This is a genomic window from Microcoleus sp. PH2017_24_DOB_U_A (genome assembly GCF_020738205.1).
In the GTDB taxonomy this organism is placed as follows: Bacteria; Cyanobacteriota; Cyanobacteriia; order Cyanobacteriales; family Microcoleaceae; genus Microcoleus.
In genome coordinates, this window is record NZ_JAEQCT010000042.1 from 35,554 (window position 1) to 51,025 (window position 15,472).

Genomic DNA, 15,472 nt, shown 5'->3' on the forward strand with positions numbered 1-15,472 from the left:
CGCCCTCTGTGGTTAAATCCTTCATAAAAATCCCAAACCAAATACCCAAATCCCAGACTCATTCAAAAAGTAGGATATCTAAAAAACAGCATTTTTACTTACATTTTCAATAATCCTTTAATTTTGCGCTGGACTTTCTTGACCAATTTCGGATCGTAATCATATAAACTCTCTTGAGTAAAGCGATCCGCTTGGGCGTCCCGAATCACAAACGGAGGATGTTTTAGAGGAAAGGCGATCGGTTCAACAGACATATTGTTGTAGGGACTATTGATATCATCCGTGTGAGTCCCCCCCGTTCCGTGTCCGATATTTGCAGCTAAATTGACATTAGACAAAATATTCAAACCATTTTGAATAAAACTCGCAAATGTCCACTGAAAATCCCATGTATCAATAGCTTTGTCGTAACACAACTGACAAGTTTTAGTCCAGATTTTGGCAGCATGAGCATCTCCCAATACATCCATCAAAAAATTGCCATCTCGAACCGAAGGCCACAGCTTCATATCTAGATCGTAGTGTCGCCAAGCTCGCCTCCAACTCGCCCAACTCCAGCAATGAGTGTAGCGAGAAAAGTAGTAGCTAAAATCAGTTCGCTGCTTGCCAAACTGCACGTTTTGACCAGATATCGACATAATTCTTTCGTCGTATCGGTAGCGTTCCAACAACTCTTCAGCAAAGTAGAAAAAGCTACTATCAGGCAAACAATCATCCTCAATAATAATCGCCTCTTCCACCGTATCAAACACCCAATCTAACCCGCTAGAAACTCGCTGGCGACAGCCCAAATTAGTCTCAGCATAGTTCCGCAAAACTTCGCATTCCCAATCCACCTGCTCAATAATCGCGCGAGCCGCAGCGCATTGCGCGTCTTCTCCCGGCTTGTCCGGCCGCGGCCCGTCAGCAACTACTAACAATTTTGACGGCTTGACTTTGCGAATTTCTGCGAATACTCTCTGAGTTTCTTCGGGACGTTTGAAAATAATAAAAGCGACGGGGGTTTTTAACGGTCGATCGAACATTTACACAACTCCACTATGCTAATTGCTGACAACACTTTTGACTTTCGACAATCTCCTTTTGATACCAGAAATTCTATTGTCAAAAACATCCAAGACAGTCTTAGAAATATTCCGTTGTGGTATGCCAACATAACCCGCAACATATTTAGTAAACTGCTCTCCTAAAGGCAAATTCCAAAAATCTGATTGGGGATTAGAAACTTGTGCAAAAATTCGCTTAATTCCGTATCCTTTTTCGGCTGGCAAATGCCATATATCCATTTTTAAATCAGCCTCAGTTGCCGTATGAATGATCGGCGATGTCCACACTCGATTAAAATAAGCATTGCCGCTGCTGCGAGCATATCCCAGCTTGTTGTAAATGTAGGTGAGCATCTGCTCTTCTGTATTTAATTTTGTCTTTCCTTCGGCAAATCTTTGCAAGCAAGTCTCCCAGATCGAGTCTACTTCGTCGGACAATATTTTAATGTGTTTGCCACTTCCTACGATAAATTCTGCACCAAAATACTTGGGAGGCTCATCTACTTTATAGCCTAATTCCTCATAAATTTTCTGCATTTCTCGCCTGGTTAAACCGCTGATTTTTTTGTCTTCAGGCTCGTACAAATCGTAGGTAGCCAAACCTTGTTTTTCAATATCGGCAATTATGCGATCGGCGGAGTTTACCCACACGCAGTCAGAGTCTAAAGCTATACAGCGATCGTTTAACGCTGAATGATTTTTCAAATATTGAATTATGTCAAACTTAAAAAAGGTACTTCTGAACGCGGGGTAGTATTCCATTGGTGGCTGATAGGTAAATGGAATCTGGACAACTTTAACTCCGATTTTGTCGAAAAACTCAACGGTGTTAAAGCTTTCAATATTTGGAATGCGATCGGCATTCGTAAATAAGATATGCTGAGCTGCCGGGTTATTTCTAACGCTGGAAGCAAAATATACCACCGCACATCGCCAGTAAACTGATTGAAATTTTTCCGAAGAAGATTTAGCATCCGATCCTTGGGGATATTTACTTTCCTGGCCTTCTTCATCGCAGCACATTCCAGTAACTATGTAAACAGAACCGCTGTCATTCATCGTGTCTATCTCCTGTTATATTTACAGTTTGGAGTAAATTAAAGCCGTGAAGCGAAGCTATCCCTAAGGGAATCGCCCGTCATGTGAAAATAGAAATCCAAGCGCTTGATAATCATTTCAGAACCAATATGCGCTAAGTTTTTTAAGCTAGTCGCCAGCGGCAGATATCGATAGCGAAACGAAGACAGTCTGGGGTCTGTTTCTTGATATAAAATATCTTGAGCAAAGTTGCCCCACCTTTCATCGATCATATCGATCGTCATACCAGCGTGTCCCGAAGGCAGCAACATATTGGAACCGTGAATCCCAATTACCAAGCGACTCTCTGAATAAACCTGACACATTTGCCTCTCAGTTTTTTCATCGAACTTATCCACTCTGAAATCTTCTACCCACTCTGGAAAGCTAGTGTTTTTGCCTAAACCTACAACTGCAAACTTAGCTTGCGGCAGCAACTTTCGCATTTTCGCAAACAACCTCTGCACTTTCCAATTTTGAATACTTAAAGGAATTTGTAGCAAGTTAATTTTTCGGAAAATTTTGACAAGCAAATGCCGGCACCACAGCCGATCTTCCCGCCAAACAAAAGTAATTTTGTATTCTTCCTTATCAAAATCGTGTTTGGCAACCCCCGTAAATTTACTAATGTCAAATTGACTGGGGTGAGAATAGGCTTCACTGATGTAAACTTCCTGGAAACGTTCTAACTGTTTGCTGACAAAATTGCCAAAACTGGGATAGTAACACTGACCGTTTTTCAGCGATATAGGTACTGTCCAGACTTCAGCAACTCCTTCGGGAACCATCCACCTCATAAATTTTTGGACAATGACAATCAAACCAAATTCTGGGTGAGATTCTAAATGTCTCTGTGCGTTGAGCAACTTTAAAAGGCTGTGTCCGTACAGATAATCGATGCAGTTTAATACGATCGCCCGATCGCAAGATTTAAAGATTTCTTGAGTAATTTCTAGGTGTTCGTTTTGAGGATTTTGCAGAGATTTGAGCAAGGGTTTTGCTAAAAATTCTTCCGCATATTTGTCATCACTAAAAGTTGTTCCTTCAGCTAAGTTAATGCTGTAAGCAGTTTTAGCCGCGTGGCCAATTCTCAACTCGTCAATGATTTCGCCACCTCCTGGAGACTCAGACACAACACAGATGCGGGAACCTTGCCACAATACTTTGACAGGTTTGAGTATTTGCCCAGAAGAGGGACAGTGCGATCGGTGTTCGAGCTTGGGTTTAATTTCAATCATTTGATCAATCCTATCAGCCTGGATGCAGCCTTGTATAAATTCAGCGAATTCAGAATTAAATTACCAAAAGGTCTCAGTTCTTTAATCAAAAAGTTGACTAAAATAATTACATAGAAATAAGTAATTAAAGTTGCCGCAGTTGCTCCAAAAGCTCCATATTTAGGAATTAGTAGAGAGTTCAATACTATATTAAAAAATGAGCCAATAAATGTCAAGTAAAGACCGTATCGCAGTTGACCTTCTAAGGCAAAATAGGTATTTCTAGCGATGCCGAAGTTACTGCCAAATTGAGCCCAAACGTAGATTGACAATACCCTGGCTGACTCTGTATATTGAGCGCCGTAGAGAGTTTGGACTATGAAAGGAGCTAGCAGAGAGATTGGTAATGCCACTCCCAACCACAAAAATAACATGGCATCTGAGTAAATCTGAAAGTTTTTTAAGTATTCGCCATAATTTTTTTCTCTTAACTGTGCGAGTTTCGGGAAAATAGAAGAAGCGATGATCACAGGCAAAAAATCACATATTTCTGATAATTTGACTGCAACTGCATAATATCCTAACTCAGTTTTATTTATAGAGCCGAGCATGATTTGATCGATTTTGGAATAAATAAAAACCGCCAAGCCTGAAAGCACCAGCGGCCAACTTTCGTGAAGCAGTTCTTTACCTCGCTGCCAACTGACTCGCCACAGCTTTAAATCATTTCCCTTGTTTTGATAGACAATTGCGATCGCCAATCCGGCTAATGCTACCTCTCCCAACCTGATCCAAGCAAAAGCAATCAGTGGTGCTTTGAGTTGAATTAATCCGATTCTGAGTCCTGCAACCAGTAATGATACGCAATTTTTAGCGACAACTGTATACTTAGATTGAACTTGAGATTGAAACCAAAAATTTATTGTTTCAAAGGACTGAAAAATCGTGCCGGCGGCGATAATCCCTACCAGCCAACGAGTTAAGCTGTCATTGGGATTCTGTATTGAAATCACTGTGACAGTGAGCAGTAAAGTGATGATTCCGCCTGCTAATTGTATGGCAAAAGCAGTCCCTAGAGTCTCTTCTTTGCAGTCGGGATTGCGAGCAATGTCTCGCACTACCAGAGTACCCAATCCCATTGTTGCCACCGAGGAAAACAGCGAAACAAAGGCGATCGCATAATTGATTAAGCCAAATTGTTCCGGGCCCAGATATCGTGCTACCCACACTCCCACCAGCAGACCCAGACTCATCTGCAAAATTTGGTCAGTCAACAGCCAAGCCAGGTTGCCGAGTACCTGGCGGAGGCCGGGGCCGAGCTTTTGACTGACCGCATTTAGCTTATCTAACATCAGAAAGTTTTCAGTCCTTGTCAGAAATAAATATACTTTTCGAGCGTTCGGGAATTAATCAAAAACCAGGCTCATTAATATAGTATATCATAGTTCGAGCAATTTTCAACTTCTGCAAGTTAATCATGATTCAATCTGGATCAAGATGGCGCCACCAAATCGCCTCCGGAAATACGCCGGTTGCTGGATGGAGATTTGCCACTATCGATACTGAGTCTAACTGTTATTAACACGTAGGCAAGCCAGACATCCCCAATATCACATAGAGAACCTTCAGTTAGGTTGTTCAAAATAATAAAAACTAAGTAAATAATCGGTATCCCCGCTTGAGATAGCGGGCTGCGGCTCAGTTGCCGGACGGCGAAAATCAGATTTGTCAACACAGAAATTAAGATTAGAACCAGTCCTGGATAGCCGAAAGAGAGTAAGACTGCTATGGAACCATTATGAGCAGTTTTAGGTTGAAATCCACTCGTAGTATATATATAATAAGCTGGGGTCTCCTTGCCTATTAATGCTTGTTGAAAAAATCCCTCAAATCCATAGCCAAACCAAGGACGCTGGTTGGCTGCCGCGATTAATTGCGGCCAGAACTCCGTGCGTCCTGTCAAAGTCAAATCTTTTCCTAAACCTCCGACAACAATGGATTCCAAATTGTCGATTATATAAATGCTACCTATGATACCGAAGATCGTAAAGCCGACAATACAAGTAAAGGCCCATTGAAACTTTAACTTGCTCAAAAAGCTTAAGGATGATACTACAACTATGAGCATCAAACTATTAACTAGAGAACCCCCAGAGCTAGTAGTTCTAACCAAATAAAAGGAAAAAAACATGAATGCCAGAGCTATCCAGCGTTCTTTCTGAGTTTTAGCACCTTGGGAATAGTGCAGGTACCAAAGTGCTGTACTTACTACCATGATGCTGCCCAGAGAATTTTTGTGACTGGTAATTCCTGACAATTCCCGTGTCACATTCGGGTAGCGCAAAAAACTAACTATACCCACCGAGGTATAGCCCCATCGCACTAAGGCTGATAGTTCGTGCCACTCATATCGCGCACCTATATAAAAACCCACAACCGTAAAACCTGTAAATGCTATCCCCGCTTTCAGCGTAATATCAGGAACTAGCGACCACAGTGTCGATGTTATTGGTAGCCAACAATATAGCGAAAAAGCCGGATTTCTCAGCACCACAAATAACAATCCTTCGACAAGTTTGTGTTTACAAAAATTAATAAATTTCCCACATAAAATAAAAACTATCCAGGGATAAAATACATAAGGAAGCTGCTTAATTACTCCACCCTCAGGGTCAGTGATATTGATAAAGTGCATATAATTAAAAGGAGGTACATTAACATGAGGAGACATGAAAATGTACAGAACTGCAAACCACTTTTCTAAAGTAATACCAATTTGTTTTTTGCTGGCAATCTGAAATATCAACAGAGTGATCGCCAAGCCACTGACACCCAATATCATCAGCAACAAATTATTGCTGAGAATTAGTTCTTTAATCATTCTCGCCATAAATATCTACCCTCTCTGAGAAAAATACCAATTTAGCAGCGGGCTAATTCCACCAAAATAACAATAAACCGAGGTATTTGTCGCCGGCGATCTTTCTATATAAGCTGCTGCTGGTCTAAAGTGTTGGTTGGTTGGGTATGAGGAGAGGGGTTGGGGAATGCCGAGGTTTTTTTATTCTGCCTTCTAGATAATTGCCGGGAGGGGGAGGGGAAGAAAATTTGATGATTTTTTTCTTTGTATCTGCGATCGACATTGCTTTTCAACGATCGGCGATTAAACTGGTGAATGATCCTCAAATAAAATAAGTAGTCTGTGGCTAACACTGATTTTTCCAAACAAGTAAACCCGCCAGTCTTGAGTTTGATGTTGTGGACGATCGCCTGCGCGAGTATTTCCCTCGGGTTCCCGCTTGGTGCAACAGCGCAACTACCATTGCGTCCTGGCGCAGTCACAACACCTGTCGGCGTTAGAAGATCGCCCCAAAGCTACAAACTCGGCGGTGGCGATCGCATCCAAGTAGAAATACTCGAAGTACCAGAGCTCACCCGTGGCTACGAAGTCCTCTCAGACGGTTCCGTCAACCTCCCGCTGATCGGTCTGATCTCGATCCGCGGCCGTACCTTAGCGGAAGCCACCACCATCATCCGCAACGCCTACCGCCGCATCCTCAAAGATCCGATAGTTACAGTCAGCCTCGTCGCCGCCCGCCCCCTCAACGTCGGCGTCATCGGAGAAGTAACTAGACCCGGAAACTTCACGATCGCCCTCACTCCAGGCCCGGGGGTCGCGCCCAGCGTGCAGTACCCAACCGTCACCCAAGCCCTCAGACTCGCAGAAGGCGTCACTGGCGTCGCTGACATCCGCAACATCCGCGTCCGCCGTCCCCAACCCGACGGCCCCGACCAAGTGCTCAACGTTAACCTATGGAAATTCTTGCAAGAAGGAGACATCTCTCAAGATATCATTTTGCAAGACAGAGACACGATTGTGATCCCTACCGTCGCGAACTTCAACCAAGCAGAGGCGCGCCAATTTGCGATCGCCAACTTCTCGCCGCCGCCGGAAAAACCTCGATCGATCTCCATCGTCGGCCAAGTAACCCGCCCGGGGGCTTACGTAGTCATCGGCGGCAACACCAATAGCGACCTCAGCCGAGAAGGATTCCCCACCGTCATCCGCGCCATTCAGCTTGCAGGCGGAATTACCTCCGAAGCCGACATCCGCCAAATTCAAGTGCGCCGCGTCACCAGAAGAGGCGAACAAATCATTCCAGTCAACCTGTGGCAATTCCTAGAGTCCGGCGACGGCGCCCAAGATACCATCCTCCAGCAGGGAGACACCATCATCGTTCCCAAAGCAACTATCGTCAACCCCGCAGAAGCTGGCGTGCTGGCTAGCACTAACTTTGCTCCTTCCGGCATTAACGTTTATGTAGTAGGAGAAGTCAGAACATCTCTCGATCCGTTGAGGCTGCCACCTAATGCCACCCTCAATCAAGCTTTAGTTTCCAGAGGATTTTTTGGCTACGAGAATACGAGAGCTAGAAGGAATAAAATTGAGCTAGTCCGCCTCAATCAGGACGGTACTGCTACTAAACGGACGATCGAAGTCGATTTAACTCAAGGCATTAACGAAGAAGTCAATCCTCAACTTCGGAACAACGACATGATTATCGTATCCCGCAGCGGTATCGTCAACTTCATAGACCGCATGAACGCTGTAGTCGGGCCTGTCGGGCCAGCTACCGGAGTGTTAAATTTTATAAACGTTCTCCGAAGTTTATTCAGGTAAGAACGTTGCTGGTGAGGTGGATAATTCCTGCGAAAGGCTAGAATAAATTAAACAATAGAATTTCTGGCGTCGCGGCGTGGCAGCTTCAAAAATATCAACATCAAAAATATAAACCTCAAGAATACCCAGGCTGAATATGGATAGCAGACAAGATTACCAACCCTTCACACCCAAATCTAATGGCAAACTGCCCGACTTCTCGGCTCAGAACTACAGAGATAGGTTCGTCGAGGAGACAGAGGAAGAAAAGCTAGACTTGTCGTGGCTGTTAGGAGTCCTGCGCCGCCGTATCCTGGTGATGGCAGCAGCCACAATTGCTTTGAGCGCCCTCGCAGGAACAGGGATCGTCACCGCTTCTAAACGGATAACGCTGGAGTATGAAGGCTCATTTTCTCTGTTAGTAGAACCAGCAACCGCTGAAGGTTTGCTATCCAAACAATTAGACAATACCGTCGCTGCCGACTTAGCAAAAATTAATATAGAAGGAATTAGTTTAGTAGATTACGAAACCCAAATTAGGATTTTACGCAGCCCCAAAATGATGCAGCCAGTGCTTCAAGATTTGCGAGCTTGGAATCCCAACCTAACCTACAGCGAACTGATGACAAAACTGTCGATCAGCCGCGTCAGCTACGGAAGAGATGGCAAACAGCAAGGTACAAAAATCTTAGAAGTTCGCTACAAAGATTCAGAACCAAATAAAATTTACGGCGTATTGGATAAGGTTTCTAAAGCTTATCTAGAATATAGCTTGCAGCAGCGGTTGACGGGCATCAATCAAGGTATTAAATTTATAGACATGGAGATGCCCAAGCTCCGAGAAAGAGTCGAAGTTTTGCAACTGCAAGTCCAAAGACTGCGCCAGAATAGCAACTTGTTTGAGCCGCAGCTAGAGGGAAAATCTCTGTCAGAACAAGTTCAAAGCATTCGGGGACAGCAAGTAGGACTCCAGGTACAGTTAAAAGGGATGCGTAATCTCTACCAAAGCTATCAAAATTTACTGGATAAAAATAACCCCATTGGCGTATTGATGACCCAAGGACAAGCTTACGGCGGACTGTTATCTCAAATCCAGAAAATAGACTCAGACTTGTCCCTAAAATTAGCTCAGTACAGAGATGACAGTTTGCCAGTTTTAGCACTGCGAAAAAGTCGGGAAGAACTGATTTTAACAGCGACTCAACAAGCAAAAGAAGTGGTGATGGGAAATTTGTCAAGCCAAATCAAAGAAGTTGAGGCGCGCGATCGCGAAATGACTGCTTTGCAAAAGGCTCTCTACCAAAAAATTAGAAATTTTTCAGTAACAACGAGACAATACGACAATTTAGTGCGGGAACAACAAGTTGTTACTAAGAGTTTGTCGGACTTTTTGGCAAAACGGGAAGCCTTGCGGATTGATGCAGCTCAACAGCAAATACCTTGGGTGCTGATCAATCCTCCGGAAATTCCGCTAGACAAATTCAATAGGCCGATCCCAGCTACAATCAAACAAACCAAAAGACAGTTAGCGTTGGCACTAATTTTAAGCAGTCTGCTGGGCATAGCAGTCGGCTTGCTCGTAGAGGTGCTAAATACTGTTTTCCACACTCCAGAAGCACTGAGAATCGCCACAAAATTGCCGGTGATCGGGGTGATTCCGTTTAGCAAAAAAGTCAGGCGCAGACAGCCAGCGAGGCCGAGGAAACTAACTTCGGCTCGCTCGTCGTCGAAGTCGCAAGTGCAAGTTCTCGAATCCCTCGACACTGAACCTACTCCTCCGACGCTCATCGGGGGTCAAAGTATTTTTAGGGAGTTGGACTATCAATTTTTAGAAGCATTTCGATCGCTCTACACCAATATTCACTTGCTCAGTGCAGGTACGGCAATTCGATCGCTTTTAGTGAGCTCGGCCGTGGCTGGAGACGGCAAATCTACAGTAGCTTTGCACCTGGCCGCGATCGCAGCAGCAGTCGGACAGCGAGTATTGTTAGTAGATGCAGATTTGCGCTGCCCGCAACTGCATACTAAGCTAGGACTGCCAAACGTGCGCGGGCTCGCCGATGCCATTTCTACAGATCTCAGCCTCAACGATGCGATTCAGCGAGCTTTGAATCAAGACAATTTGTTCGTACTTACCGCAGGACAAATTCCGCCCGATCCGATCAAGCTGCTTTCTTCCAAAAAAATGCAGTATCTGATGGAGCAGTTTCAAGCATTTTTTGACTTAGTGATTTATGACACCCCACCGCTAGCCGGCTTGGCAGACGCCCACTTGATAGCAGCTCACACCGACGCTACGATTATGGTCGTGCAAATTGCCAAAACAGACCGAGCGCAAGTTCGCAAAGTTTTAGAAGAATTAAAAATTTCTGGAGCTTCGGTTTTGGGAATCGTGGCTAACGGCTGCAAAAACGATCCTAACAGCTACCGGCAGCGCTCGGTCGGTTTAGACACCCTCTACGACCAAAAACTATCGGCTTTAGGTACAAAAAATCAAAATTAGACAAATTTCGCTCCAAGCGGCGCCGTGCCGCCCTCCTCTACCCGAAATGCACAACCAACCTGCACAATCATTTTTTGACAAACGTACCATTTGAGAAAGAAAATGATAGACTAACGGACATAGCCTCGTGTGTCAACCGAGATTACGCGGATATTTGGTTCGCAGTAATTCTTTAAAAAATGATTGGGAAATCAGCAAAAGTGGGTAAACTACATCTAGCAGAGCGCAATCTCAATCAGGAAAAGACACCTTTGAAGGTGAACGTTAATGCAAACGTTAATGTGAACGTTTCAACCCAGAAACTTGGTAGGGATTATTCTATGAGTACAGTTATGGTTGTTGATGATAGCGTCACTCTGCGGGAGATGATCGCCGACTTGCTCAAAGGTAGAGGACTCAATGTCACGGTAGCTAGTGATGGCGTAGAAGCTCTAGAGCAAATCAAAGCCAACCGCCCGGATTTAGTCGTTCTGGATATCGTGATGCCCCGGATGAATGGCTATGAAGTCTGTCGCCGGCTCAAGAGCGACCCCAAAACTCAGAATTTGCCCGTGGTAATGTGTTCGAGCAAAAGCGAAGAGTTCGATCGCTATTGGGGAATGAAACAAGGAGCCGACGCTTACATCGCCAAGCCGTTTCACCCTCAGGAATTGGTGGGCACGATTAAGCAACTGCTGCGCGGTTGAAGTAGAGGAAGAGGGACAGAAAAAATGTCTTGAGTGGTTCCAATTTCTGATCCCGCAGCCTCTCTAAACTACTCGATTGACAATAGTCCAAACATCCCCGTCCGATCGCACGTAGGGTACAGAAATACTCTTAAAACCCGTAATAAAAGGCTTGTAATAAACCTGCCAGTAGCTGGGACTAATTTGGTCGGCAATGGCTTTAAGTTCCTTCACTTCTCCCGACAATTGGGCCGCCAGTTCGTTAATCCGTTCCGCGTGTCCGCGAGCGAGCTCTCTTCCCTCTTCAACTTGCTGCTCCATCGGACTGATTCTTTGCAAGTTTACCGATAGCTGCTGTTTCTGATTCAGTTGAGCAGACAGAGCTGCGATCGCATCATCTATTCCCTTGACTTCTGCCGACACTTGTGCTGTTTCCCTCGCGTGACGGCGGTAAGCATCAGCGATGGCTTGGGGCGAATCCCCCGCTGGGGCGATCGCGCCAGTGCTAAGCTGTTGGCGTTCGCGGCGCAAAGCCTCAATCTGAGAGCAAATTGCCTCTATGTCTGTCTGAAGTTTGTCCACCAAATTACCGTAGTTTTTGGATATCTTAGCATATTAACACAAGCTAATAAAGGTCTTATATAGCCGAGTCTCAGCAACAGTGCGGTGGTATCGGGCATAGGGCATAGGGCACGCAGGCATACCTCACTTTTTTAAGAACCGCTATAAGAGAGATGAATAATTCCGATGAAGAGCGGATTTGATATTACACATAATGGAGAAACCTGTTTCAAAGTGGCGCATAATTCGCAATTACCAATTACCAATTACCAATTACCAATTCCCAATTACCAATTACCAATTACCAATTACCAATTACCAATTACCAATTACCAATTACCAATTACCAATTACCAATTACCAATTACTATTTTAAATTGTTAGCGCCGGCACGCCTCAAACTGACTACAGCCTCCACCAAGACATCGGGCTGTACGGGTTTAGTCAGATGCCGATCGTAACTAGCTTTCAAAGCCCGATCGCGGTCTTCATCTCTAGCATAGGCCGTCAGGGCGATCGCCCGAAACTTCCTGCCGCTTTGGGTTGCCAGAGAACGCAGCCTTAACAGCAGCGAATAGCCGTCTTCCTCAGGCATTCCGATATCGCTGACCAAAACATCCGGCACAAACTCCGAAGCCACCTCAAACGCCTCAGCAGCACAGGATGCAGCCCTGACAGCCGCCCCGGAATCGCTCAAGACAAACATCATAAATTCCCGCGAATCCACCTCGTCATCAACCACCAAAACCTTGACTCCCTGTAAATTACCACCGCCAGCCAACACCGACGCTTCCTCAGGGGCGATCGAATTTACCGGAATCGAAGGGAGGCGGAAAGTAAAAGTCGAACCCATATCCAGTCCCGGACTCTGGGCCCAAACCCTGCCGCCGTGGAGTTCCACCAACTGCCGGACGATCGCCAGACCCAGCCCCAAACCGCTATAATTGCGAGTAATCGTAGCATCCGCTTGCCGGAAAGACTCAAACACGTAAGGCAAAAAATTCGCAGCAATCCCAATTCCGGTGTCGGTAACAGTTAGCTCAACCTCCGAATCAAATCGCTGCAACCGGATTTCTACTCGCCCGCCACGCGGCGTAAACTTAATCGCATTCGTCAACAAATTCCAAATTATCTGCTGCAAGCGGCCGGGGTCTCCCGATACCAAAAATCTCGGATTTAACGGAGATTCGCGATCGCCATAAACCTCTTTGAGCGGGCAAAATTCAGCAGTATCCAAGCCCAAATCTAGAATTGCCAACTCCACGTCGATCGACTTAGCATCGGCCGCCAACCGCACCGTATTTACCGCTCCTTCCACCATCGAAATCAAATTTACTGGACAAGGATTTAAAGTCAATTTGCCGCGAATAATTCTCGAAATATCCAGCAAATCCTCAATCAATTGAGTTTGCAATTTAGCATTGCGCTCGATCGTTTCCAACGCCCGTGCGGTAGCTGCCGGACTGAAACTGCGATTTCGTAGCAATTGCGCCCAGCCCAAAATCGCGTTTAAGGGCGATCGCAACTCGTGAGAAAGAGTTGCTAAAAACTCATCTTTCATGCGATTTGCCTGCTGAGATTCCTCATAAAGCCGCGCGTTTTCGATGCTCGCCGAAACTGCCTGAGCCAACTGCATTAAAATACTTTCGTCATCTTCCCCAAACTCCCCCTCATACTTGTCCGACAACTGAATCAATCCCATATTTCTGCCATCGCGAGCCGTCAGCGGTACCGCCAGCCAGCCCCGCATCGGCGGGTGCTTGTCGGCAGCCTTGCCGAACTTCCGCCACGCCTGGTGAGCCTCTAACTCGCTTTGAGTCATCCGCATCGCCTGTTGGTGCCGGCAAACTTCCTGATAAATGCCCGTACCGTCTGGCTCTTCGCAGTAATCTTGCCACTGGGCGTATTTTTCGGATAGGGAAAACTTGCTAATTCCAACATCCCAGTGGGCGGAAGGGCTGAGGTTGACGGCTGCTTGGTGGACTTCCAGAATTTGGCGGGCGCTATCTGCTGCTAACTGAACGATGTCTGCTACCGAAAGCATGGAGTGGAGCGCAACTGAGGCGGAGGTTAACTTTTGCAGGCGGTGCAGATACGATCGCTCGCGCGCCAAAGCCTGGGAGCGATCGTATTCTAACTGTTTGCGAGCGGTAATGTCGATCGCTACGCCGAACAGTCGCACTGGTTTACCGGATGCGTCAAAAACCACCCGCCCTTTGTCGTGAAGCCAAATCACCGAACCGTCGGGGCGCTCTTGGCGGTGTTCCGAGTCGTAAAATCCCGAGCCGCTGAGTGCCGCATCCAAATCTGCCAAAAAGCTGTCGCGGTCATCTCGATGCACCGCATTCTTTTTTTCCTCAAAAGTACCAACTGCGCTGTCCGGGTGCAAACCTATCTCTGTTTGGGCATTGGAAAAACGGCGGATTTCAGCGGAAACAACATCCCAAGAAAAAGCAACCGTGTTAGCTGCTTCTAGGGCAAAGCGCAAATTTTCCTCGTTTTCCTGTATTCTGGCTTCGGATAACTTGCGATCGGTAATATCCCAAACCACGCCGATCGATCGCACCGATTTACCAGTACCATCATCAAAAAACTTGCCCCTAGCCGCGATCCAGTGCAAGCTGCCATCGGGCCAAATCACTCTAAATTCGTGCTGGTATTCTATCTTGTTATCTAAAGAAAAGGCGATCGCGCGAGCAATAGAATCGCGATCGTCCGGGTGAATAAAGGCAAAAAATGCTTCATAAGTTCCCAAAAAACTGCCTTTTTCCAACCCGAATAACAGTTCGTGTCCCTCCGACCAAACCACCTCGCCAGTTAATATATTCCAATCCCAAGTTCCCATTTGCGAGGCGCAGATAGCTACCCTCAGCCTTTCCTCAGAAATTGCCAACTGCGCCGAAGTTTTTGCGTAATTCTCGCGCAACTGCTGTTTTTCCAAACTTTCGCGCACGGCAGACGCCAGCCGATTGAAGTGTCGCCCTTTGAACACATAATCGCTCAAACCCGCTTTCATCGCTTCGACTGCCACTTGTTCGCTGCCGCTGTCGGTACACATAATTACCGGACAATTTGGGTACTGGCTTTGAACTTGTTTGAGAATAGTTAATCCGTCGCTCCAGCGCACTTGGTAATCGGTAATCACCATGTCAAAACCCCCGACGACCAGGATTTGTTCGAGACTTGGGGCATCTATCGCCGACTTAACTTCTAAATCGGGCAAAGTTTTTCTCAGTTCTCGCTCGATCATCAGGCGATCGTTCGGGTTGTCGTCGATCAACAGAATAGACAGCATGGTTTTTGGGCTTTTTGTATTGGCACAAACATTCTTGAATCTAAAAATATGTTATTGAGGAGTTCCGTTGTTTCAATATTTAGTGCTAATTAACTATCCTCGGATTTTTTTAATTGTATTTGCTTGTATTTTATTATATCTCACAGATTATGCTGTCGGTAGTTTTTTCCCAGTATTTGCTAACAGATACATAACCTAATTTCTTCTCTCGAACCTTGTGGGTATTATATTAGTCAATGCCTTGCTTCAACAGTTGACACTTGACACTTGACAGTTGACTTTTGAGGGCAACCTCTACCCTTAAGTCCGAGGATTGGAGTAATGAATAGTCTAATTTTAATTTCTCCGTCAAAGGCGGGCGGGCTTTCAACCAATTCTTTCTGGTAAAAATCCCAGCCTTACGATTTTCGAGGTTGATTAGCCTCCCGTCAATCTTGGATTCATCGCA

General features: G+C 45.6%; 11 protein-coding genes. 4 read left to right on the forward strand and 7 right to left on the reverse strand.

Going from position 1 to position 15,472, the window contains the following annotated elements; translation table 11 throughout:
* Window positions 1–98: 98 nt before the first annotated feature.
* From JGK07_RS12475 to JGK07_RS12495, 5 genes are all read right to left on the reverse strand, one after another.
* Entirely contained in the window at window positions 99–1,025 is a 927-nt protein-coding gene (locus tag JGK07_RS12475) for a glycosyltransferase family 2 protein (RefSeq protein WP_293206946.1), read from the reverse strand.
* 18 nt (window positions 1,026–1,043) lie between these two features.
* The gene (locus tag JGK07_RS12480) at window positions 1,044–2,105 is read right to left on the reverse strand and encodes a hypothetical protein (protein WP_293223987.1); all 1,062 of its coding nucleotides are present in this window, start codon (window positions 2,103–2,105) and stop codon (window positions 1,044–1,046) included.
* A 38-nt stretch (window positions 2,106–2,143) separates the two neighbouring features.
* Complete coding sequence (locus JGK07_RS12485; RefSeq protein ID WP_293191973.1) at window positions 2,144–3,361, reverse strand: hypothetical protein; 1,218 nt, start codon at window positions 3,359–3,361, stop codon at window positions 2,144–2,146.
* Entirely contained in the window at window positions 3,358–4,692 is a 1,335-nt protein-coding gene (locus JGK07_RS12490) for a flippase (RefSeq protein ID WP_293183723.1), read from the reverse strand. The genes JGK07_RS12485 and JGK07_RS12490 overlap by 4 nt, the downstream gene beginning before the upstream one ends.
* Before the next feature lie 140 nt (window positions 4,693–4,832).
* Window positions 4,833–6,230, reverse strand: a complete 1,398-nt coding sequence (locus JGK07_RS12495) for an O-antigen ligase family protein (RefSeq protein WP_293183726.1) — start codon at window positions 6,228–6,230, stop codon at window positions 4,833–4,835.
* 312 nt (window positions 6,231–6,542) lie between these two features.
* Here JGK07_RS12495 and JGK07_RS12500 point away from each other — a divergent pair, with 312 nt between their 5' ends.
* The 3 genes from JGK07_RS12500 (at window position 6,543) to JGK07_RS12510 (ending at window position 11,189) form a co-directional block, all read left to right on the forward strand.
* On the forward strand, window positions 6,543–8,021 hold the full coding sequence (locus JGK07_RS12500) for a polysaccharide biosynthesis/export family protein (protein WP_293191975.1): 1,479 nt from the start codon (window positions 6,543–6,545) through the stop codon (window positions 8,019–8,021).
* 136 nt (window positions 8,022–8,157) lie between these two features.
* Window positions 8,158–10,503, forward strand: a complete 2,346-nt coding sequence (locus JGK07_RS12505; protein ID WP_293183731.1) for a tyrosine-protein kinase family protein — start codon at window positions 8,158–8,160, stop codon at window positions 10,501–10,503.
* A gap of 320 nt (window positions 10,504–10,823) precedes the next feature.
* The gene (locus tag JGK07_RS12510; protein ID WP_039886668.1) at window positions 10,824–11,189 is read left to right on the forward strand and encodes a response regulator; all 366 of its coding nucleotides are present in this window, start codon (window positions 10,824–10,826) and stop codon (window positions 11,187–11,189) included.
* A gap of 63 nt (window positions 11,190–11,252) precedes the next feature.
* On the opposite strand, the gene JGK07_RS12515 is transcribed toward JGK07_RS12510, so the two are convergent.
* Window positions 11,253–11,750 (reverse strand): hypothetical protein, encoded by a 498-nt coding sequence (locus tag JGK07_RS12515; RefSeq protein ID WP_293183733.1) that lies wholly within the window; start codon window positions 11,748–11,750, stop codon window positions 11,253–11,255.
* A gap of 165 nt (window positions 11,751–11,915) precedes the next feature.
* Here JGK07_RS12515 and JGK07_RS12520 point away from each other — a divergent pair, with 165 nt between their 5' ends.
* A complete protein-coding gene (locus tag JGK07_RS12520; RefSeq protein ID WP_293290891.1) occupies window positions 11,916–12,113 on the forward strand; it encodes a hypothetical protein in 198 nt (65 codons plus the stop codon).
* Here JGK07_RS12520 and JGK07_RS12525 read toward each other — a convergent pair.
* Window positions 12,097–15,024: a PAS domain-containing protein gene (locus JGK07_RS12525; RefSeq protein WP_293206953.1), complete on the reverse strand. Its 2,928-nt coding sequence runs from the start codon at window positions 15,022–15,024 to the stop codon at window positions 12,097–12,099. The two genes, JGK07_RS12520 and JGK07_RS12525, sit on opposite strands and share 17 nt — an antisense overlap.
* Window positions 15,025–15,472: the final 448 nt, after the last annotated feature.

Excerpts from the sequence above, each read along its gene's own strand:
- JGK07_RS12475 (WP_293206946.1), bottom strand. The coding sequence starts at position 1,025 with ATGTTCGATCGACCGTTAAAAACCCCCGTCGCTTTTATTATTTTCAAA.
- JGK07_RS12525 (WP_293206953.1), bottom strand. The coding sequence starts at position 15,024 with ATGCTGTCTATTCTGTTGATCGACGACAACCCGAACGATCGCCTGATG.
- JGK07_RS12495 (WP_293183726.1), bottom strand. The coding sequence starts at position 6,230 with ATGGCGAGAATGATTAAAGAACTAATTCTCAGCAATAATTTGTTGCTG.
- JGK07_RS12490 (WP_293183723.1), bottom strand. The coding sequence starts at position 4,692 with ATGTTAGATAAGCTAAATGCGGTCAGTCAAAAGCTCGGCCCCGGCCTC.
- JGK07_RS12505 (WP_293183731.1), top strand. The coding sequence starts at position 8,158 with ATGGATAGCAGACAAGATTACCAACCCTTCACACCCAAATCTAATGGC.
- JGK07_RS12485 (WP_293191973.1), bottom strand. The coding sequence starts at position 3,361 with ATGATTGAAATTAAACCCAAGCTCGAACACCGATCGCACTGTCCCTCT.
- JGK07_RS12520 (WP_293290891.1), top strand. The coding sequence starts at position 11,916 with ATGAAGAGCGGATTTGATATTACACATAATGGAGAAACCTGTTTCAAA.
- JGK07_RS12480 (WP_293223987.1), bottom strand. The coding sequence starts at position 2,105 with ATGAATGACAGCGGTTCTGTTTACATAGTTACTGGAATGTGCTGCGAT.
- JGK07_RS12510 (WP_039886668.1), top strand. The coding sequence starts at position 10,824 with ATGAGTACAGTTATGGTTGTTGATGATAGCGTCACTCTGCGGGAGATG.